At 59.0% G+C, this 21,348-nt stretch carries 15 protein-coding genes; 5 read left to right on the top strand and 10 right to left on the bottom strand.

Going from position 1 to position 21,348, the window contains the following annotated elements; translation table 11 throughout:
• Positions 1-4: 4 nt before the first annotated feature.
• Positions 5-1,468, bottom strand: coding sequence for a glyceraldehyde-3-phosphate dehydrogenase (locus KBP52_RS27925; RefSeq protein WP_077573831.1), 1,464 nt, complete (start codon positions 1,466-1,468; stop codon positions 5-7).
• Positions 1,469-1,822: 354 nt separating this feature from the next.
• On the opposite strand from KBP52_RS27925, the gene mfd reads away from it, so the two are divergent.
• The 3 genes from mfd to KBP52_RS27910 are packed head-to-tail and all read left to right on the top strand — an operon-like array spanning position 1,823 to position 8,551.
• Positions 1,823-5,272: a transcription-repair coupling factor gene (gene mfd, locus KBP52_RS27920; protein ID WP_212621402.1), complete on the top strand. Its 3,450-nt coding sequence runs from the start codon at positions 1,823-1,825 to the stop codon at positions 5,270-5,272.
• A gap of 10 nt (positions 5,273-5,282) precedes the next feature.
• Positions 5,283-5,849: a CsiV family protein gene (locus KBP52_RS27915; RefSeq protein WP_077573833.1), complete on the top strand. Its 567-nt coding sequence runs from the start codon at positions 5,283-5,285 to the stop codon at positions 5,847-5,849.
• Positions 5,850-5,860: 11 nt separating this feature from the next.
• Complete coding sequence (locus KBP52_RS27910) at positions 5,861-8,551, top strand: DEAD/DEAH box helicase (protein WP_077573834.1); 2,691 nt, start codon at positions 5,861-5,863, stop codon at positions 8,549-8,551.
• Between the two features lie 169 nt (positions 8,552-8,720).
• On the opposite strand, the gene KBP52_RS27905 is transcribed toward KBP52_RS27910, so the two are convergent.
• The 4 genes from KBP52_RS27905 to KBP52_RS27890 all read right to left on the bottom strand — a co-directional run bounded on the left by KBP52_RS27905 (position 8,721) and on the right by KBP52_RS27890 (position 14,650).
• Positions 8,721-12,014: a DEAD/DEAH box helicase gene (locus KBP52_RS27905; protein WP_212621401.1), complete on the bottom strand. Its 3,294-nt coding sequence runs from the start codon at positions 12,012-12,014 to the stop codon at positions 8,721-8,723.
• A 9-nt stretch (positions 12,015-12,023) separates the two neighbouring features.
• Positions 12,024-12,761: an S-methyl-5'-thioinosine phosphorylase gene (locus KBP52_RS27900; protein WP_212621400.1), complete on the bottom strand. Its 738-nt coding sequence runs from the start codon at positions 12,759-12,761 to the stop codon at positions 12,024-12,026.
• Between the two features lie 12 nt (positions 12,762-12,773).
• A complete protein-coding gene (gene nagZ / locus KBP52_RS27895) occupies positions 12,774-13,784 on the bottom strand; it encodes a beta-N-acetylhexosaminidase (RefSeq protein ID WP_007910482.1) in 1,011 nt (336 codons plus the stop codon).
• 158 nt (positions 13,785-13,942) lie between these two features.
• Positions 13,943-14,650, bottom strand: a complete 708-nt coding sequence (locus KBP52_RS27890) for a TetR/AcrR family transcriptional regulator (RefSeq protein ID WP_007910473.1) — start codon at positions 14,648-14,650, stop codon at positions 13,943-13,945.
• 229 nt (positions 14,651-14,879) lie between these two features.
• Here KBP52_RS27890 and lexA point away from each other — a divergent pair, with 229 nt between their 5' ends.
• Entirely contained in the window at positions 14,880-15,488 is a 609-nt protein-coding gene (gene lexA / locus KBP52_RS27885) for a transcriptional repressor LexA (RefSeq protein WP_003226590.1), read from the top strand.
• 10 nt (positions 15,489-15,498) lie between these two features.
• A complete protein-coding gene (gene sulA / locus KBP52_RS27880; protein WP_016986749.1) occupies positions 15,499-15,972 on the top strand; it encodes an SOS-induced cell division inhibitor SulA in 474 nt (157 codons plus the stop codon).
• A 94-nt stretch (positions 15,973-16,066) separates the two neighbouring features.
• Here the strand turns inward: sulA and KBP52_RS27875 are convergent, their stop codons facing one another.
• The 5 genes from KBP52_RS27875 to fadA all read right to left on the bottom strand — a co-directional run bounded on the left by KBP52_RS27875 (position 16,067) and on the right by fadA (position 21,330).
• Positions 16,067-16,300 carry a hypothetical protein gene (locus KBP52_RS27875; RefSeq protein WP_003226592.1) on the bottom strand — a complete coding sequence of 78 codons (234 nt, stop codon included), beginning with the start codon at positions 16,298-16,300 and terminating at the stop codon, positions 16,067-16,069.
• A gap of 106 nt (positions 16,301-16,406) precedes the next feature.
• Positions 16,407-16,931, bottom strand: coding sequence for a DUF6586 family protein (locus KBP52_RS27870; RefSeq protein WP_007910470.1), 525 nt, complete (start codon positions 16,929-16,931; stop codon positions 16,407-16,409).
• 143 nt (positions 16,932-17,074) lie between these two features.
• A complete protein-coding gene (gene topA / locus KBP52_RS27865) occupies positions 17,075-19,705 on the bottom strand; it encodes a type I DNA topoisomerase (RefSeq protein ID WP_077573837.1) in 2,631 nt (876 codons plus the stop codon).
• 114 nt (positions 19,706-19,819) lie between these two features.
• Positions 19,820-20,056, bottom strand: a complete 237-nt coding sequence (locus KBP52_RS27860; RefSeq protein WP_007910467.1) for a DUF1653 domain-containing protein — start codon at positions 20,054-20,056, stop codon at positions 19,820-19,822.
• Positions 20,057-20,154: 98 nt separating this feature from the next.
• Complete coding sequence (fadA, locus tag KBP52_RS27855; protein WP_007910465.1) at positions 20,155-21,330, bottom strand: acetyl-CoA C-acyltransferase FadA; 1,176 nt, start codon at positions 21,328-21,330, stop codon at positions 20,155-20,157.
• Positions 21,331-21,348: the final 18 nt, after the last annotated feature.

Here is a 21,348-nt window from a genome sequence, read left to right as displayed (position 1 = left end):
TCGCTTAGCGCGGGAACGCTGGCGGGTTTACACCGGCCATGTCTTCCATCACACGGATAACCTGGCAGCTGTAACCGAACTCGTTGTCGTACCAGACGTACAGAACAACGCGGTTGTCCTGAACGATGGTCGCTTCAGCGTCGACCACACCGGCGTGGCGCGAGCCGACGAAGTCGGTCGAAACCACTTCCTGCGAATTGACGAAGTCGATTTGCTTGTGCAGATCGGAGTGCAACGCCATGTAGCGCAGGTACTCGTTCATCTCTTCACGGGTGGCGGCTTTCTCAAGGTTGAGGTTGAGAATGGCCATCGACACGTTTGGCGTCGGAACACGAATCGCGTTACCGGTCAGCTTGCCGGCCAGTTCAGGCAGGGCTTTGGCAGCAGCGGTGGCAGCACCGGTCTCGGTGATGACCATGTTCAGCGCGGCGCTACGACCACGGCGATCGCCCTTGTGGAAGTTGTCGATCAGGTTCTGGTCGTTGGTGTACGAGTGAACGGTTTCGACGTGACCGTTGATGATGCCGAACTTGTCATTCACAGCTTTCAGCACCGGCACGATGGCGTTGGTGGTGCAGGAAGCGGCGGACACGATCTTGTCTTCAGCGGTGATTTCACCGTGGTTGATGCCGTGAACGATGTTCTTCAGTTTGCCCTTGCCAGGCGCGGTCAGAACAACGCGGTCGATACCCGGGCACTGCAAGTGCTGACCCAAGCCATCGGCGTCACGCCATACACCGGTGTTGTCCACCAGCAGCGCGTCTTTGATGCCGTACTGGGTGTAATCCACTTCAGTCGGGTTCTTCGCGTAGATCACCTGGATCAGGTTACCGTTGGCGGTGATGGTGTTGTTTTCTTCGTCGATGGTGATGGTGCCATTGAACGAACCATGTACCGAATCGCGACGCAGCAGGCTGGCGCGTTTGGTCAGGTCGTTGTCGGCGCCTTTGCGCACGACGATGGCACGCAGACGCAGGCCGTCGCCACCACCGGTTTTCTCGATCAGGATGCGCGCCAGCAGACGGCCGATACGACCGAAGCCGTACAGCACAACGTCGGTGCCTTTACGTGCGGAAGCGTTTTGCTGGCCAACCACGTCAGCCATCTCTTCACGAACGAACTGCTCGGCGCTGCGGCCATTGCCTTCGTTACGGAATTTGAACGCCAACTTGCCCAGATCCACCGAAGCCGCGCCGAGCTTGAGCTCGCTCATGGCTTTGAGCAGTGGGAATGTTTCGTGGACGGAGAGTTCGCTGTCGTCGGAAGAACGGTGGCGCGCAAAGCGGTGAGCTTTGAGAATCGCGATGACAGACTGGTTGATCAGGCTGCGGCCATAGATCGAGCTCACCACGTTGTTATTGCGGTAGAGCTGACCGATAAGCGGAATCATCGCTTCTGCGAGTGCTTCACGGTCGATCCATTCACCAAGACACTGGTCGGGCTTCTGAGTCACGGTAACCTTCCACATGTAGGGGCAGAAAAAAGGGGCTACATTATGCCGCCGACAACCTCATTCAGCAATGCGCGCTTGTCGCGAAATCGGTAACAAAATCCCTTTCAAAAAAATCACGCCTCGCGCCAGCCCAGTAAATACGCGGCTTCCAGCGCTGTCAATTTTTCGACGACTGTTAGACGATGTCTGTAACCCTCCGTAACACCAGCCTCTTTTGGCACTACATAACCACAAAAAAACGGCTGGTTTTTATGGTTACCACTACATTTCGTCCAAACAGCGAAGATAGACGTAGTCTGCAACTGACAGGCGGCACCGGACGCCGCTACAATTACCGACTTTGTCGCAAAGCCTGGAGCTCAACCTTCCGTGCCCGTTCTGCGTCTACCGCTACTCCCTGCCGAGGCAGGTAAACAGCATTGGGGCAATCTGCCCGGTGCTGCCCTCAGCCTGGCGATTGCCGAGGCTGCCAGCGCTGCCAAGCGCTTCACCCTGCTACTGACCGCCGACAGCCAGAGCGCTGAACGACTGGAACAGGAGCTGAGTTTCTTCGCCCCGGATTTGCCCGTGCTGCATTTCCCCGACTGGGAAACCCTGCCCTACGACCTGTTCTCGCCGCACCAGGACATCATTTCCCAGCGCATCGCCAGCCTATATAGGCTGCCGGAGCTGGAACATGGCGTGCTGGTGGTGCCGATCACCACAGCGTTGCACCGCCTGGCGCCGACCAAGTTTTTGCTCGGCAGCAGCCTGGTACTGGATGTCGGCCAGAAGCTCGACGTTGAACAGATGCGCTCGCGACTCGAAGCCAGCGGCTATCGCTACGTCGACACCGTTTATGAGCACGGCGAGTTCACCGTACGCGGCGCGCTGATCGATCTGTTCCCGATGGGCAGCAAACTGCCCTATCGCATCGACTTGTTCGATGACGAAATCGAGACCCTGCGCACCTTCGACCCGGAAAACCAGCGTTCCATCGACAAGGTCGATTCGGTCAAGCTGCTGCCGGCCCGTGAGTTTCCGCTGCAGAAAGACGCGGTCACTCGTTTCAAGGCACGCTTCCGCGAGCGTTTCGACGTCGACTTCCGGCGCTGCCCGATCTTTCAGGATCTGAGCAGCGGCATCACCCCAGCCGGTATCGAGTACTACCTGCCGCTGTTCTTCGACGAAACCTCGACGCTGTTCGATTACCTGCCGCAGGACACCCAGGTGTTCTCGCTGCCGGGCATCGAGCAAGCGGCGGAGAATTTCTGGAACGATGTGCGCAATCGCTATGAAGAGCGCCGCGTCGATCCATCGCGTCCTTTATTGCCACCCGCCGAATTGTTCCTGCCGGTGGAAGACTGCTTTGCTCGCTTGAAGAGCTGGCCACGCGTGGTCGCCAGCCAGCAAGACGTGGAAACCGGCGTCGGCCGCGAGCGCTTCCCCGCGCAGGCTCTGCCTAATCTGGCGATTGAAGCCAAAGCCACGCAACCGCTGGCAGCGCTGTCGGCATTTCTCGATGAGTTCCCCGGTCGCGTGCTGTTCACCGCCGAATCCGCGGGCCGTCGCGAAGTGCTGCTGGAGTTGCTCGAACGTCTGAAGCTGCGGCCGAAAACCGTCGACAGTTGGCCCGACTTCGTCACGAGCAAGGATCGTCTGGCGATCACCATTGCCCCGCTCGACGAAGGCCTGATGCTCGATGACCCGGCGCTGGCGCTGGTCGCGGAAAGTCCGCTGTTCGGCCAGCGCGTGATGCAACGTCGTCGCCGCGAGAAGCGCAGCGACGTCAGCAATGATGCGGTGATCAAGAACCTCACCGAGCTGCGTGAAGGCGCGCCGGTGGTGCACATCGATCATGGTGTCGGCCGTTATCTGGGCCTGACGATTCTGGAAATCGACAATCAGGCTGCCGAATTCCTCACCCTCGAATACGCCGAGAACGCCAAGCTTTACGTGCCGGTGGCCAACCTGCATTTGATTGCGCGCTACACCGGCAGCGACGATGCCCTGGCCCCGCTGCACCGCCTCGGCTCCGAGGTTTGGCAGAAAGCCAAACGCAAAGCCGCCGAACAGGTGCGCGACGTTGCCGCTGAATTGCTCGACATCTATGCCCGCCGCGCTGCTCGCGAAGGCTACGCATTTGCCGACCCGAAAGCCGATTACGCAACGTTCAGCGCCGGTTTCCCGTTCGAAGAAACCCCGGATCAGCAGTCGACCATCGAAGCCGTGCGCGAAGACATGCTCGCGCCGAAACCGATGGATCGACTGGTCTGCGGCGACGTCGGTTTCGGCAAGACCGAAGTGGCCATGCGTGCAGCGTTCATCGCCGTACACGGTGGCCGTCAAGTGGCGATCCTGGTGCCGACCACCCTGCTCGCCCAGCAGCACTACAACAGCTTCCGCGACCGCTTCGCCGACTGGCCGGTGACTGTAGAAGTGATGAGCCGCTTCAAATCGGCCAAGGAAGTGAACGCAGCGATCGCCGATCTGGCGGAAGGCAAGATCGACATCGTCATCGGCACGCACAAGTTGCTGTCCGACGACGTCAAGATCAAAAACCTCGGGTTGGTGATCATCGACGAAGAGCACCGTTTCGGTGTCCGTCAGAAAGAACAGCTCAAAGCCCTGCGCAGCGAAGTCGACATTCTTACGCTGACCGCGACGCCGATTCCGCGCACGCTGAACATGGCGGTGTCGGGCATGCGCGACCTGTCGATCATCGCCACGCCGCCGGCGCGACGCTTGTCCGTGCGCACCTTCGTCATGGAGCAGAACAAGAGCACGGTCAAAGAGGCCCTGCTCCGCGAACTGCTGCGTGGCGGTCAGGTTTACTACCTGCACAACGACGTGAAAACCATCGATAAATGCGCCGCCGATCTCGCCGAACTGGTACCGGAAGCACGTATCGGCATCGGTCACGGGCAGATGCGCGAACGCGAACTCGAACAGGTGATGAGCGACTTCTATCACAAGCGCTTCAACGTGCTGATCGCCTCGACCATCATCGAGACCGGCATTGACGTGCCGAGCGCCAACACCATCATCATCGAGCGCGCCGACAAATTCGGTCTGGCGCAACTGCACCAGTTGCGTGGTCGGGTCGGCCGTAGTCACCACCAGGCTTACGCGTACCTGCTGACGCCGCCGCGCCAGCAAATCACTTCGGACGCGGAAAAGCGTCTGGAAGCAATCGCCAATACGCAGGATCTCGGCGCCGGTTTCGTCCTGGCGACCAACGACCTGGAAATCCGTGGCGCCGGCGAACTGCTCGGCGATGGCCAGAGCGGGCAGATTCAGGCTGTGGGTTTCACGCTGTACATGGAGATGCTCGAACGCGCGGTGAAGTCGATCCGCAAGGGCGAGCAACCGAACCTCGATCAACCGCTGGGCGGTGGCCCGGAAGTCAACCTGCGGGTGCCGGCGCTGATTCCGGAAGACTATCTGCCGGACGTTCACGCGCGCCTGATCCTGTACAAGCGCATCGCTTCGGCTACCGACGAGGAAGGCCTGAAGGATCTGCAAGTCGAGATGATCGACCGCTTTGGCTTGCTGCCGGAACCGACAAAGAATCTGGTGCGCATCACGGCATTGAAGCTGCAGGCTGAGCAGTTGGGCATCAAGAAAGTCGATGGCGGCCCGCAAGGTGGACGCATCGAATTCGAAGCGCAAACGCCGGTCGATCCGATGACGCTGATCAAGCTGATCCAGAGCCAGCCGAAACGCTACAAATTCGAAGGTGCGACGATGTTCAAGTTCCAGGTGCCGATGGAACGCCCGGAAGAGCGCTTTAATACTGTAGAGGCGCTGTTTGAGCGCCTCCTCCCGAAATCTGTTTGAAGGACGCCCAATGCGCCTGTTTCGTTCGCTGACTTTGCTGCTGACTTTGGCAGTCCCTTCGGTTTATGCCGATGACCTGTATCAGGTCGAAATGATTCTGGTCCGGCAGAACGCCGTGCCGGCGATCGTCAGCCGTGCCGCGCCGGAAGACTGGGCCGCTGGCGCCCAGCGCCTGGCCGATGACAGCCAGCGCACACCTGCGCTGAATGATGTGGTCACCAAGCTCACCGCCAGCGGCGACTACAGCGTGCTGATGCACAAGGCCTGGCAGCAAACCCTCGGCGAAGCACCGGCGAAAGTCGCGGTCAGCGACGGTCAGGAGCAGTTCGGCCAGTTCCCGATCGAGGGCACGCTGGAAATGAAACTGGGGCGTTTCACCGATGTGAACGCCGACTTCTGGGTCAATCAGATCGACGCCAATGGCCTGGTCACCGCCAGTGAGCGCCTGAAACAGGACAGCCACACCAAGAACGGCCAACTCAACTATCTCGACAACGGCCATCTGGCCCTGCTGATCAAGATCACTTCCCTGACCGCGCCTGCGCCACGGGAAGCACCTGAAGCGATTCCGGACTGATCGAAGTCCTTATGAACCCGCCGCTGAGTAAACCGTTGGCGCCCTCCTGGGTCAGCCGATTCAAGGAACAGAGCCTAGAGCGTGGCCGCCGCTACGCCCTGGAAAACCGGGTACGCATCGCGCAAGTCGGCGATGCGACCATCACCGCCAGTTGCGAAGGCTCTGGCGGTAACGTTTACCGTCAGACCATTCACCTGCGCGAGTCAGCCAAAGGCACCTTGCTGCTGGTCGATGCCGGCTGCACCTGCCCGGTTCGCAGCAATTGCAAACACTGCGCAGCAGTGCTGCTGAAAGTGCAGGAAACCCTCGACTACCCCGCCGCTGCCAAAGACGCCGAACTCTTGGAAAAACTGCAAGCCGTGCTGGAAAACCGCAGCCCGAAAGCGCCACCGCAAGTGTTGGTCGATAACGTGCAGCCGTTGCCACGTCTGTGGCTGGCCAGTGTCGAGTTCAGCGCTTTCGAACCGCGCAACGGCAAGATGCAGCGCTACATTCAGCATCGCGCGGCGCTATCGTTCAGTTATCTCGACGAATACGTCAGCGGACAGAAGAACAGCGACATCCTGATTCGCCAGGAAACCCAGACGCTGCGGATAAAACGTCACCCGGAAGTCGAACAGTCCTACCGTGAACAGTTAAGAATCCTCGGTTTTCGCATCGCCACACGCCAGAGCAAAGCCCTGCCGGAAAGCGCGGGCGAACTGTATGAGATGGTCAATGACAGCGCCTGGCTGACCTTCACTCTTAACGATCTGCCGAAACTGCGAACCCAAGGCTGGGAACTGCAGATCGACGAGGAATTCGGTTTTGACCTGACCGCTGTTGATGACTGGTACGCCACGGTCGAACAGGTGCCGGAGCGCGACTGGTTTGATCTGGAACTGGGGATCATCGTTAACGGTGAGCGCCTGAGCCTGTTGCCGATACTGCTCAATCTGATGCGTTCACACGCGGAGATCCTCAACCCGGAACGCCTCGCGCGCCGTCGCGATGACGAGTTGATTCTGGTCAATATTCCGCAGCGCAACACCGAGCACGGGCCACTGCAGGTGGCGTTGCCGCTAGGCCGGTTGAAACCAGTGCTGATGACGCTCGGCGAGTTCTATTTGCAGGAGCCGGGCGAAACCACCCTGCGCCTGAGCAAGGCGGATGCCACGCGGCTCAACTCGCTGGAAGGCCTGCCGCTGCTGTGGGAGGGCGGCGAGCAGATCCGCACGTTGGCTCAGCGCCTGCGCGATATTCGTGATTTCAGCGTTGAAGCGCCGCAAGGCCTGAACGCGACGCTGCGCCCGTATCAACTTGAAGGCTTGAGCTGGATGCAATCGCTACGGCAACTGGAAGTCGGCGGGATTCTCGCGGATGACATGGGTTTGGGTAAAACCCTACAGACCCTGGCGCATATTCTCAGCGAGAAAAACGCCGGGCGTCTGGATCGGCCGTGCATGGTGGTGATGCCAACCAGTCTGATCCCCAACTGGCTCGATGAGGCGGCGCACTTCACCCCGCAACTGAAAGTGGTCGCGCTGTACGGCGCCACGCGCAAAAAACACTTCGACAATCTGGCGGATTACGACCTGATCCTCACCACTTACGCGCTGCTGCCCAAAGACGTCGAACGTCTGGCCAGGCAGCCGCTGCATGTGTTGGTGCTGGATGAAGCGCAGTACATCAAGAACCCCAACAGCAAAGCCGCTCAAGCCGCCCGTGAGCTGAATGCGCGCCAGCGTCTGTGCCTGAGCGGTACGCCGCTGGAAAACCACCTGGGCGAGCTGTGGTCGCTGTTTCATTTCCTGCTGCCGGGCTGGCTGGGTGACGTGAAAAGCTTCAACGCCGATTACCGCGTGCCGATTGAAAAGCGCGGCAGTGAAGTCAGACTTCAACACCTTAACGGTAGGATAAAACCGTTTCTGCTGCGCCGGACCAAGGAACAGGTTGCCACCGAGTTGCCGCCGAAAACCGAGATCATCCATTGGGTCGATCTCAACGAAGCGCAGCGCGATGTGTACGAAACCATGCGTTTGGCGATGGACAAGAAAGTCCGCGACGAGATCACCCGCAAAGGCGTGGCGCGCAGTCAGATCATCATTCTTGAGGCGTTGCTCAAGCTGCGTCAGGTTTGCTGCGATCTGCGTCTGGTCAACGACGCCACCCTGCCCGCTCGCGGCAGCACCTCGGGCAAGCTCGACAGCCTGATGGAAATGCTCGAGGAGCTGTTCGAGGAAGGCCGGCGGATTCTGTTGTTTTCACAGTTCACGTCGATGCTGTCCTTGATCGAAGACGAGCTGAAAAAACGCAATGTCGCCTATGCGCTACTGACCGGCCAGACCCGCGATCGACGCACGCCGGTGAAGGAATTCCAGAGTGGCAAGCGTCAGATATTTCTGATCAGCTTGAAGGCTGGTGGTGTCGGTTTGAACCTGACCGAGGCGGACACGGTGATTCACTACGACCCGTGGTGGAACCCGGCCACCGAAAATCAGGCGACGGATCGCGCCTATCGGATCGGCCAGGAAAAACCGGTGTTCGTCTACAAGATGATTGCCCGGGGCACTGTGGAAGAAAAGATTCAGCACCTGCAGAAGGAAAAATCCGACTTGGCGGCCGGCGTGCTGGATGGGCGCAAGGCCGGGGACTGGAAGTTGCAGAGTGATGACATTGAAGCGTTGTTTGCGCCGTTGCCGGACAAGCTCGATAAGCGTTGAAATCTTTTTCGTCTGTTAAATAGCTTTCGCGAGCAGGCTCGCTCCCACACTGGATCTGTGGCACTCACCAATCCAGTGTTCACAGGGATTTTGTGAATCACACAAATCTAATGTGGGAGCGAGCCTGCTCGCGAATGGCTCACCTCGGTCTAACGGTTAAAACCCAGGCTCAATCCTTGGATACAGGCAACGGCGCAAACAGCGCCTCAATGTCACTCTGCTCCAGCTTCCAGCCACCCGTCGTCCCGCCCTCAAGCACCGCCCCGGCCAACGCAGCTTTCTCCTGCTGCAACGCCTGGATTTTTTCCTCTACCGTGCCGCGAGCGATCAGCTTGTAAACAAACACCGGATTGTTTTGCCCGATTCGATACGCACGATCGGTGGCCTGATTTTCCACCGCCGGGTTCCACCAAGGGTCGAAGTGGATCACCGTGTCCGCAGCGGTCAGGTTCAAACCGGTCCCCCCGGCCTTCAGACTGATCAGAAACAACGGCACCTTGCCGCCCTGAAAATCCTTCACCGGTGTGCGCCGATCCGTGGTGTCACCGGTCAGCAGCGAATAGGCAATATCACGTTGCTGCAATTCTTCCTCGATCAAGGCGAGCATCGAAGTGAACTGGGAAAACAGCAGGATCCGGCGACCTTCGCCCAGCAACTCCTCGAGCATCTCCATCAAGCTGACCAGCTTGCCACTGCCGGAACGCAGTGCCTTCGCCGTTATCGGCATGTTGATCAGGCGCAAGTCGCAACAGACCTGACGCAGCTTGAGCAAGGCATCAAGAATGATGATCTGACTGCGCGCCACGCCACTGCGGGCAATTTCGTCGCGGACTTTTTTATCCATCGCCACGCGCACCGTTTCATAGACATCACGCTGACCGTCGCTGAGATCAACCCAATGGACAATTTCGGTTTTCGGCGGCAGTTCGGTGGCCACCTGATCCTTTTTGCGGCGCAGCAAAAACGGCTTGATGCGCGCTGTCAGGTGCTGCATACGCTGAACATTGCCGTGCTTTTCGATTGGCGTGCGGTAATCGCGATTGAAGGACTTGCTGTCGCCAAGCCAACCGGGCATCAGGAAGTGGAACTGCGACCAAAGCTCGCCCAGGTGGTTTTCCAATGGCGTGCCGCTCAGGCACAAGCGCTGGCGGGCCTGCAGGTCACGGGCCGCTTGCGCCGCTTTGCTGATCGGGTTCTTGATGTTCTGCGCTTCGTCGAGAATCAGTACGCTCCACAGCTGCGGCTGCAAGGTCTCCAAATCCCTTGGCAGCAACGCGTAAGTGGTTAGCACCAGATCGTACTCAGCCAGATTAGCGAAATCCTTTTGCCGCCCCGTGCCGTGCAGCGCCAATACTTTCAACTGGGGGGTGAAACGCTCGGCCTCGTCGAGCCAGTTGGGAATCAGGCTGGTCGGCATCACCGCCAGTGCCGGGCAATCGAGGCGCCCGGCGTGTTTTTCCGTGAGCAGATGCGCCAGGGTTTGCAGCGTTTTGCCCAGCCCCATGTCATCGCCCAGAATGCCGCCGACCTCAAGCTCGCGCAGTGTCTGCATCCAGTTCAGGCCTTCGAGCTGATACGGGCGCAGTTGCGCGTTAAGGCCGGCCGGCGCAGCGACGTGGGTGTGACTGGAATTCTGCAAGCGCTTGGCGAAGGTGCGCAGCCGCTCGCCACCCTGCCAATCCAGCGGCACGCCATCGAGCATACTCAAGCGCGCGGCATCCGGGACACTCAAACGCAGTGCATCGCCCTGATGACCACCCAGGTACAACTCGCCCAGCGTGGCCATCAGCGGCTTGACCCGACTCAGCGGCAGCGCGACCTTGGCGCCCGAAGAGTCACCAAAGCCGCTGGGCTTCAGTTCGATCAAGAGCTTTTCGTCATCGCTGCGCTGTGCCAGATTGACCGGGTCAAGCAAGCGCGGCTGGGTGCGCAACAAGTGCAGAAGGATCGGCAGCAAACTGTAGCGCTGGCCATTGACGACGATACCCAACTGCAAATCAAACCACTGATGCCCAGCCTCTTCTTCGACCTCGGCGTACCAGTGCTCAACCGGTTGCACATTGAAATGAAAGCCGGGACTGACCTCGACTTGCCAGTCCGAGGCGCGCAACGTGGCAAGCCCTTCGTGCATAAACCCGAGCCAGGCGGAATCATCCGGCAACGTGAACATCTCGCCGGGACGATCCAGCGAGCTCTTGCGCGTGGCTTTCTTGAAACCGAGCTTTTGCAGGATCTGGCGCAGTTTCTTTTCCACCGCAGGCTGGCGTTGAATGCGCTGGGTTTCGGTACCGTTGAGGATCATCACTTCCGGGTTGCGATCCACCGTCGGCTGGCCGTTGTAGGTAAACACCAGGGCGGCGCGGTGCTCAAGAATGTATTCCCAGCGCGAGCGCTCCCGACCGCTGACGAGGGTGAGTTGCGGCTGCGGAAGTACGTCGTCGATGACTCGTTCGGTCAATTGGTGGGGCGGCGGGATTCTCGTCGCGGCGCTCATGCGGTGGCTGAACTGCATCGCCTGACGCGCCGGAATATCCGGTGCCAGCGTCAAATGGCTGGCCAGTTTTTCTTCCAGTTCATTGAACAGAGGGCCAATCTGCCGCTGTTCACGATCCAGGTAATAAAGCGGCTCCAGCGCCAGCACGGTCTCCTGCTCAGCCTCGGCACTGCTCCACTGCGCACGGAAACCGCCGTCTGCCTGCTCGGCCCAAGCGAACTGGCCGATGCGCTTCGCGCCCGGCACCAACGGTCGCAGATCCTCGAAATCGAGGAACAGCCGCGAGGTGCGCAGGAGCATTTCCAGCAGTTCGGCGCCGCTGCTACCTTCCAGCGGATAGCCGCTGTAATAGGCGTGGTGGGAGTGCATGGCAACCAGCAGCCTGGCGACGCGCAGATCCAGCTCGGACAGGTAGCCGGGCTGACGCATGAGCATTTCCGCTAGCGAATACATCGGTTTGACTTCGCGTAACTCGCCGCTCTTGAGCTGGGAAACCTTGAAAATATCGAGCAGCCACTTGCCGCTCACAGGCGTTGGCTTGAGCTTGTAAAACAGGCGCGTGCCTGCGGTTTGCGCGCCTTCTTCAGCAGGCTTGGCCGGCACGGGAATGGTCGAAAGCCAATGCTCCAGCGCCCGCCCCAAAGGGATCTGTGCGTCACTTTCAGACGCATCATCAGCACTGCCCTGCAGGTGATAGAGCACCGCAGCGCAGTGCTTGCAGTCGATTACAACAGGACAGCTGCACAGGCAACGCAAGTTGACGGAACCCAGCCGATCTTCGGACAGGTAAATGCTTTGTTCATACGCCTGATTTTCCGAACCGACGCAGAACGCCTCGATCTTTTTGTCATTGATCTCGATGATCTCTACCCGATCATCGGCGGCATAAGCGCGAGCCTTGGCCAGCGCCTTGCTACTGAATGCCTGAGTCCAGGCCAACGACTTGAGCTGCTCGATGAAAATGCTCATGGGCAGCCCTTAGCCGGCCAACACCCGCGCCAACGCCGATTTCACCTTGCCCATCCCGTCATGCAACGCTTGCTCGATCTCGGCCATGGTGATCACTTGCGTGGTCTTGCCAGCTGCCGGGTTGACCACCAGCGCCAGACAGGCGTAATCCAGATCCAGCTCGCGGGCCAGTGCCGCTTCCGGCATGCCGGTCATGCCGACGATGTCGCAGCCATCACGTTCCAGACGCACGATCTCGGCCACTGTTTCCAGACGCGGACCCTGGGTGCAGGCGTAAACGCCCTGATCGCTGTATTCGCAGCCCTCAGCGGCCACGGCGGCAATCAGTTGCTGACGCAACGGTTCGCTGTAGGGAAAGCTGAAGTCGATGTGGGTGACATGCTCAAGATCATCGGCGAAAAACGTGTGCTCGCGCCCACTGGTGTAGTCAACGATCTGGTGCGGCACGCAGAAATGCCCGGTGCCCATGGCCGAATGAATGCCGCCCACCGCGTTAACGGCAATGATCGCTTCGGCACCGGCCTGCTTCAACGCCCACAGGTTGGCGCGGTAGTTGACCTTATGCGGCGGGAAGCGATGCGGGTGGCCATGACGGGCGAGGAACAGCACTTCCTTGCCAGCGTATTCGCCAATTTGCACGTCGGCCGATGGCGCGCCGTAGGGCGTGTCTACCGCCAGCGATTGGCGAATGGTCAGGCCTTCGAGTTGGGTCAGGCCGGTGCCACCGATGATTGCGTAAACCGTCATAGCGAAAAATCCTTAATCGATCAGTTGAGCGTCTTTGAGCGCGCCGATGGCGGTGAGCCAGCGCGGATCCTGACGATAATCGGTACTGGCGAATGCCTGACCGCGCATACGGGCAATTCGGGCCGATGGCTTGACCTTCATGCGTTGTGCGGCGCTCAAGGCGAGCTCTGCGGCAGCGCGGTCGTTGCAGACCAGGCCCATGTCGCAACCGGCAGTCAGTGCGGCTTCAATGCGACTGGCGGCGTCGCCGACCACGTGAGCACCGGCCATCGACAGGTCGTCGCTGAAAATCACGCCGTCGAACTGCAACTCGCCGCGCAGGATGTCCTGCAACCAGCGGCGAGAGAAGCCGGCGGGCTGCGAATCGACCTGCGGATAGATGACGTGCGCCGGCATGATCGCGGCCAATTGTTTGCTGAGTTTGGCGAAGGGTACGAGATCGTTGGCGCGGATCTCGTCGAGGCTGCGCTCATCATTCGGGATCGCAACGTGGGAATCGGCTTCGGCCCAGCCGTGGCCGGGGAAATGCTTACCGGTCGCAGCCATACCGGCGCTGTTCATGCCGCGAATGAACGCTCCGGCGAGCAGTGCCGCGCGCTCGGGATCACCTTCGAACGAACGGGTGCCAACGACGGCGCTGCGCTGGTAATCCAGATCGAGCACCGGGGCGAAGCTCAGGTCGAGCCCGACCGCGAGTACTTCGGTGGCCATGATCCAGCCGCATTGCTCGGCGAGGTATTCGGCATTCGGGTTATCGGCGATGGCACGCATGGCCGGCAGACGCACAAAGCCCTGACGCAGACGCTGCACGCGACCGCCCTCTTGATCCACTGCCAACAGCAGATCCGGGCGAATCGCGCGAATCGATGCGCTGAGTTCACGCACCTGACGTGGATGCTCGATGTTACGCGCGAAAATGATCAGGCCGCCCACTTCGGGCTGACGCAACAATTGGCGATCTTCGGCCGTCAGCCAGGTACCGGCGACGTCCACCATCAACGAGCCTTGCAGGCCAGCAGTCATAGAGATTCCTTGAAAACGAAAAACCCGACCCGCAGGAAATCGCTACCGTGAGCCATGCTCGGCAGGTTGGCAATTTCTATGGATTTCGGGTTCAGAACGAGAGTCGGCATGGGCGGCTAGCTTAGCGGATACAAGCTGCCGCGCCCACCCGTGTGCGGTTAAACCTTGGCGGCGACCGGCGTTGATTTGCTACGCGGACGCAGTTGCGCGGTGGCCATGGCGGCATCGGTGACGCCGGTTTCGGCGCGCATGCCTGCAGCGAGGAACGGCACCATCAGACGCATCACTTGTTCGATGGAAGTGTTGACGCCGAAGTCGGTCTCGGCGATCGCGCGCAGGGCCTTGATACCGGACATGCTGAACGCGGCAGCGCCGAGCATGAAGTGCACGCGCCAGAACAGTTCGATCGGCGGAATGCGTGGCGCGGCTTCGTTGACCAGCAACATGTAGCGACGGAAAACCTTGCCGTACATGTCTTCCAGATAACGACGCAAGTGGCCCTGGCTCTGGCTGAACGCGAGGCCGAGCAAACGCATGAAGATCGACAAGTCGTTGCCGCTGCGTGGCTGAACCACGAGGGCTTGCTCGACGAGGATTTCCAGAAGCTCTTCAAGAGTTGGCTTGTTTTCAGGCTTGGCCTGACGCCGCTCCAGCTCTTTATCGAGGCTGATGCAGAACGGCCCGAGGAAGCGCGAAAAAACCGCCTGGATCAGGGCTTTTTTCGAGCCGAAATGATAGTTCACTGCTGCCAGGTTGACGCCAGCCTTGCTGGTGATCAAACGCAACGAGGTTTCAGCGAAACCTTTCTCCGCGAACAACTGCTCGGCAGCATCAAGAATGCGTTCAACGGTTTCCGACTGGGCCATGGCTACTCCGCCTGACAAACACTTGTTTGAAACATACGTTTCAGCCTGTGCCTTGTCAAGCCTGCCGGTTCGTTTTGGGAATGGTCGGTCAGCTATTTAACCACACAAGACCGATGCATTAATAAGCAAGGCTGCCGACCGTCTGGCGGCCGGCAAAAAAACGGGCATTGCCAAGGACGCTTCACTGTATATAATCCCAGTCACTGTATAAAAAGACAGAGCGATCAATATGCTAAAGCTGACGCCACGCCAAGCCGAGATTCTGGCCTTCATCAAACGTTGCCTCGAAGACAACGGCTACCCGCCAACCCGCGCGGAAATCGCTCAGGAACTGGGCTTCAAGTCGCCGAACGCGGCAGAAGAACATCTCAAGGCACTGGCCCGCAAAGGCGCCATCGAGATGACCCCAGGGGCTTCGCGCGGTATTCGCATTCCCGGCTTCGAAGCCAAGGCCGACGACTCTACCCTGCCGATCATTGGCCGGGTCGCTGCCGGCGCGCCGATCCTCGCCCAGCAGCACATCGAAGAGTCCTGCAATATAAACCCGGCCTTCTTCCATCCGCGCGCCGACTATCTGTTGCGCGTGCACGGCATGAGCATGAAGGACATCGGCATTTTCGACGGTGACCTCCTCGCCGTGCACACCACCCGCGAAGCGCGTAATGGCCAGGTCGTCGTCGCTCGCATCGGCGATGAAGTGACCGTCAAACGCTTCAAGCGTGAAGGCAGCAAGGTCTGGCTGATTGCCGAAAACCCTGAGTTCGCCCCTATCGAAGTCGACCTGAAAGATCAGGAACTGGTGATCGAAGGCTTGAGTGTCGGCGTCATTCGCCGCTAAAGGAGGCTTTATGCAGTTCCCACACCCCCCTCAGCAAACACAACTGCCTTTATTCGAAGCGTTTCTGGCACAACCGATGGCGCCGATCCTCAAAGAGGTCGTCGAGCGCCCGTGGATTGCTGAACCTGAAGTATTCAGCGAGCTGTCACTGCGCGGTGCTACCGGGAACTGCCTGAACCTGCTTGCCCCGATCCTTCGCGAACTCAGTGAAGATCAGGACGCACGCTGGCTGACGCTGATAGCGCCTCCTGCGAGCCTGACCCAGACATGGCTGCGGGATGCCGGCTTGAATCGCGAGCGTATTCTGCTGCTGCAACCAAGAGGCGCTCAAAGCGCTCAGCAACTGGCATGCGAAGCCCTGAAACTGGGTCGCAGTCACACCGTAGTCACTTGGCTCAACCCGCTGAACGCAAATTCACGGCAACAACTGATCAACGCCGCACGCACGGGCGATGCTCAGAGCCTGAATATTCGTTTGGGTTGATTGGTGCTTATACGCGCTGTGTGAAGCGCAGGGCTTCTCCAGGGACAGAGAAGCCGATCTGAAGCGGTAACGTCAAAAAGTAAAAAGACGGGGATCAATGAAGAACCCGCGGCCCTTCTTCCTTATCAAACTCGCCTTCGACCATGCGACCGGCCATTTGCACGCCGACGCTTAACATCGCCTTGGCGATCTCCACATGCTGACCTTGCAGGAACGCCTTGGCATCCTCGGAGAAATCCAGCGTCACCAGAGAACCCTCGTCCTCGGCCCTGCGCAGCTCGATTCGGCCGTCGGGTAACTCGACAATTTCTAGAAAGGACGTTGGCATAAAGGTCTGTTCTCCACGAAAGGCAGGGATTATATAGACATCATTCAGGCTTCGCTCGGGATCTTGACCAGCAGCATGTTTCAGATTGCCACCGTGTCAATCGCCCTCAGCATTCGTTCAAGCCTTCGCGGAAACGTATCGCCAGACCTTTCAAGTTCTGCCGCCAGCTCTCCAGCTCCTCTCGACTCAACTCCTCTGGCGCTTCTTCTTCATCCAGATTAATCGCCTGAATCAACGGTTGCGTCACATCACCCTTCGGCTTGTGCGGCACTCGTGGCGGTTGAAACAGCGCCGAATGCGCTGCCAGCAGTTTCGCCAACCAGGTTTCAGAATTGCCCGCCAACTCAACCATTTCGGCCAATTCGGGAATTGCGATCGACTCCAGCACTTCACGCGTCAGCAGCATCTCCGCCCGCGGCGCATTGGCCTGCGGCAGACGATAGAAACCCGCGATCTCATGACAAAGCCCCAGCAAGGCCCCGTACAGGTGAAACAGCGCCGATTCACGCCCAGCCTGAATCAACGCCAGAGAATTCATCGCACGCCCTTCTTCAGCACGAGCCAAGGCTTCGAGCGACAGGCCGGCGAAATAGATCTTCTGATTGGTACGGGTATAGAGTTCGTGAGCCATGACGGCGCTCTCCACAACGAAATAATTGCTTCACACAGGCCGGACAGTGTCGTGGATCAGCCAATCCCACCGCAAGCACAAAACAAAAAGGCCGCCTGAAAACCCAAGGGTTCTCATGCGGCCTTTCAGTATCAGGCTAAGGCTTACTCAGCTTTTGGCTTCGTACGCTTGTCTTCAACCGTCCACTTGCCGCCGTCGAAGTACGCTTTCCAACCGGTAGGCTTGCCGTCGACTTCGGTCTGCACGTATTGCTCCTTGGTCTTGCGGCTGTAGCGGATGACCGCTGGCAGACCATCAGGATCCTTCTTCGGCGCGTCGCAGAGGAAGTGGTACTTCGGATCGATTTCGTCCTTGTGCGGCACAATCTCGATCACCAGCGGAGCACGGGTCTCACGGTTTTTCGGGAACTGGCTGGCGGCCAGGAACAGACCGGAGGCACCGTCACGCAGGATGTAAGTGTCGTTGACCTTTTCGCATTTCAACTCAGGCATCTTCACCGGATCCATCTTCGGCGGCGCTGCATCACCGCTTTTCAACAGCTTGCGGGTGTTCTTGCACTCAGGGTTGGTGCAACCGAAGAACTTGCCAAAACGGCCGGTCTTGAGCTGCATCTCGCTGCCGCACTTGTCGCATTCCAGGCTCGGACCTTCGTAGCCCTTGATGCGATAGCTGCCCTCTTCGATTTCGTAGCCCGCGCAATCCGGGTTGTTACCGCAGATGTGCAGCTTGCGCTTCTCGTCGAGCAGATAAGCGTCCATCGCCGTGCTGCAGATCGGGCAGCGATGCTTGCCGCGCAGTACCAGCGATTCCGACTCACCTTCGTCGTCCGCAGCGATTTCGTCGCCCGGCACCAGGTTGACGGTGGCCTTGCAGCGCTCTTTCGGCGGCAGGCTGTAACCCGAGCAACCGAGGAACACGCCAGTCGACGCAGTACGAATCTGCATCGGACGACCACAGGTCGTGCACGGAATGTCGGTCATGACCGGCTGGTTGGCGCGCATGCCGCTTTCCGGGTTTTCGGCTACTTCGAGTTTCTTTTTGAAATCGCCGTAGAACTCGTCCAGCACGCTTTTCCAGTCGCGTTCGCCCTGCGCCACGTCATCGAGGTTCTCTTCCATGCCGGCGGTGAAGCCGTAGTCCATGAGGTTCGAGAAACTTTCCGACAGACGCTCGGTGACGATGTCGCCCATCTTTTCCGAGTAGAAACGACGGTTGTGCAAGGTCACGTAACCGCGATCCTGAATGGTCGAAATGATCGCAGCGTAAGTCGAAGGACGACCGATGCCACGTTTTTCCATTTCTTTAACCAGGCTGGCTTCCGAGTAGCGCGCCGGTGGCTTGGTGAAGTGCTGCGATGGATCAAGCTTGATCAGCTTCATCACATCGCCCTGCGCCATATCAGGCAGAACGTCGTCGTCGCCTGGCTTGGCAATTTGCGGCATAACACGAGTGTAACCGTCGAATTTGAGGATACGGCCCTTGGCGCGCAGCTCGAAATCGCCAGCGCCGACGCTGACGGTGGTCGACAGATATTGCGCCGGCAGCATCTGGCAAGCGAGGAACTGGCGCCAGATCAGCTCGTAGAGGCGCTCAGCGTCACGCTCCATGCCTGCGAGCTTGCTCGGCGTGGTGTTGGCGTCGGAAGGACGGATCGCTTCGTGAGCCTCTTGCGCGCCTTCTTTGCTGCTGTAGACGTTTGGCGTTTCCGGCAGGTACTTCTTGCCGAACTCGTCTTCGATGTAAGTGCGCGCCATTGCCACGGCATCGGCCGAGAGGTTGGTCGAGTCGGTACGCATATAAGTGATGTAGCCGGCTTCGTACAGACGCTGAGCCATCATCATGGTTTTCTTCACGCCGAAGCCCAGGCGGTTACTCGCAGCCTGTTGCAGGGTCGACGTGATGAATGGCGCCGAAGGCTTGCTGCTGGTCGGTTTGTCTTCGCGTTTGACGATGCTGTAGCTGGAAGACTTGAGCTTCTCCAGCGCGGCCATGGCCTGAGCTTCGTTGAGCGGCTTGAAGGCTTCGCCTTTCTCGCGAGCTACTTCGAAACGCACGGTCGAGCCTTTGGTGGTGCCGAGATCGGCATGCACTTCCCAGTACTCTTCCGGGTTGAACGCACGAATTTCGCGCTCACGCTCGACCACCAGCTTCACAGCAACCGATTGCACACGGCCAGCGGACAGGCCACGGGCAATCTTTGCCCACAGCAGCGGCGAAACCATGTAGCCCACAACGCGGTCGAGGAAACGACGCGCCTGTTGAGCGTTGACTCGATCGATGTCCAGCTCGCCCGGCTCCGAGAAGGCTTCCTGAATCGCCTTCTTGGTGATTTCGTTGAACACCACGCGCTTGTAGCGGCTGTCGTCACCACCGATGGCTTCGCGCAGGTGCCAGGCAATGGCTTCCCCCTCGCGATCCAAGTCGGTTGCGAGATAGATGGTGTCAGCATCTTTGGCGAGCCGGCGCAGCTCTTCGATCACCTTCTCTTTACCCGGGAGGATCTCGTACTTGGCTTTCCAGCCATGATCGGGATCGACACCCATACGCGAGACCAGCTGCTTGCGCGCTTTCTCTTTCGGCGAGAGCACCGGACCTTCGCCCGCAGCAGCCTTGCCGCGCTTGGCGGCTGGCTCTTTGCTGGCGCTAGCCGAACCGCTGGTGGGCAGGTCTCGGATATGGCCGATACTCGACTTCACCACGTATTGGTTACCCAGATACTTGTTGATGGTCTTGGCCTTAGCCGGGGATTCCACAATGACCAGCGATTTGCCCATGGATCAGAAAATTCCTGAATTCTAGAAGTGAAAGGCGGTTGGCGCCTGACGCGGCACCGCTATATATAGTTGATACAAGGTGAGGTCAAGCACAGGGTTCTGCGCGCACTCGCCTTATGCCTTGGAAAAAAGGCTCGGTTCGGCTTGCACCAAAGCAAAGCGTGGCACCTGCTCGCCGTCAACCTCGACTGACTCGAGAAACATGCTCAGAGGGCGTACCCAAAAGCCGTAATCGCCATACAGGGCTTGGTAAAAGACCACTTCTTCTTCGGTCTCGGAATGCCGCGCAACACTGAATACGCGGTACTGCGGACCTTTGTAATGTTGGTAGAGCCCAGGTTGTATCGGCATGGTTTGGCCCTCACTCAAATTTTTTCAAAATAAAAACAAAATAAATCCACAAAAACAAAAACCGGGGCACTTGGCCCCGGCTTCCATCAACGAGACGCTTAGACGCGTTCGAAGACGGTGGAGATGCCTTGGCCGAGACCAATGCACATAGTAGCCACCCCGAAGGTGCCGCTATTCTGCTTCATCACGTTCAGCAAGGTGCCGGAAATACGGGCACCGGAGCAACCGAACGGGTGACCCAGGGCGATCGCGCCGCCGTGCAGGTTAACCTTCTCGTTCATCTTGTCGAGCACTTTCAGATCTTTCAGCACTGGCAGGGCCTGTGCGGCGAAAGCTTCGTTGAGTTCGAAGAAGTCGATATCGTTGATGCCAAGGCCCGCACGCTTCAGGGCTTTTTGTGTTGCCGGAACTGGACCATAGCCCATGATTGCCGGATCCACACCCGCCACTGCCATCGAACGGATCACCGCCATTGGCTGGATACCCAGGTCCTGTGCACGCTGCGCCGACATCACGATCATGCACGAAGCACCATCGGTGATCTGCGACGAAGTACCGGCTGTCACGGTGCCGCCCTTTGGATTGAAGGCTGGCTTGAGAGCCGCCAGACTTTCCAGGGTGGTTTCCGGACGAATGGTTTCGTCGTAATCGAACAGTTTCAGGAAACCGTTCTCGTCGTAGCCCTGCATCGGGATGATTTCATCTTTGAACTTGCCTTCCACGGTTGCCTTGTGGGCCAACTGGTGGGAACGCACGCCAAAAGCGTCCTGCTGTTCGCGAGTGATGCCGTGCATTTTGCCGAGCATTTCCGCGGTCAGGCCCATCATGCCCGAGGCTTTCGCCGCGTACAGCGACATGTGCGGGTTCGGATCGACACCGTGCATCATGCTCACGTGGCCCATATGCTCGACGCCGCCAACCACGAACACGTCACCGTTGCCGGTCATGATCGCTTGCGCAGCAGTGTGCAGTGCACTCATCGACGAGCCACACAGACGGCTGACGGTCTGGCCAGCCGAAGTGTGCGGGATCTGGGTCATCAGCGACGCCATGCGCGCGATGTTCCAGCCCTGCTCCAGGGTCTGGTTGACGCAGCCCCAGATCACGTCCTCGACTTCAGCAGGATCGACCTTGGCGTTGCGTTCCAGCAATTTGCTGATCAGGTGCGCCGACATGTCTTCGGCGCGGGTGTTGCGGTGCATGCCGCCCTTGGAGCGGCCCATCGGAGTACGACCGAAGTCGACAATCACGACGTCTCTTGGATTCAAGCTCATAAAATTTCACTCTCGCTC

Origin of the sequence: Pseudomonas sp. SCA2728.1_7 (genome assembly GCF_018138145.1) — a bacterium.
Lineage (GTDB): Bacteria > Pseudomonadota > Gammaproteobacteria > Pseudomonadales > Pseudomonadaceae > Aquipseudomonas > Aquipseudomonas koreensis_A.
This window is presented reverse-complemented; position numbering and strand designations above follow the sequence as displayed.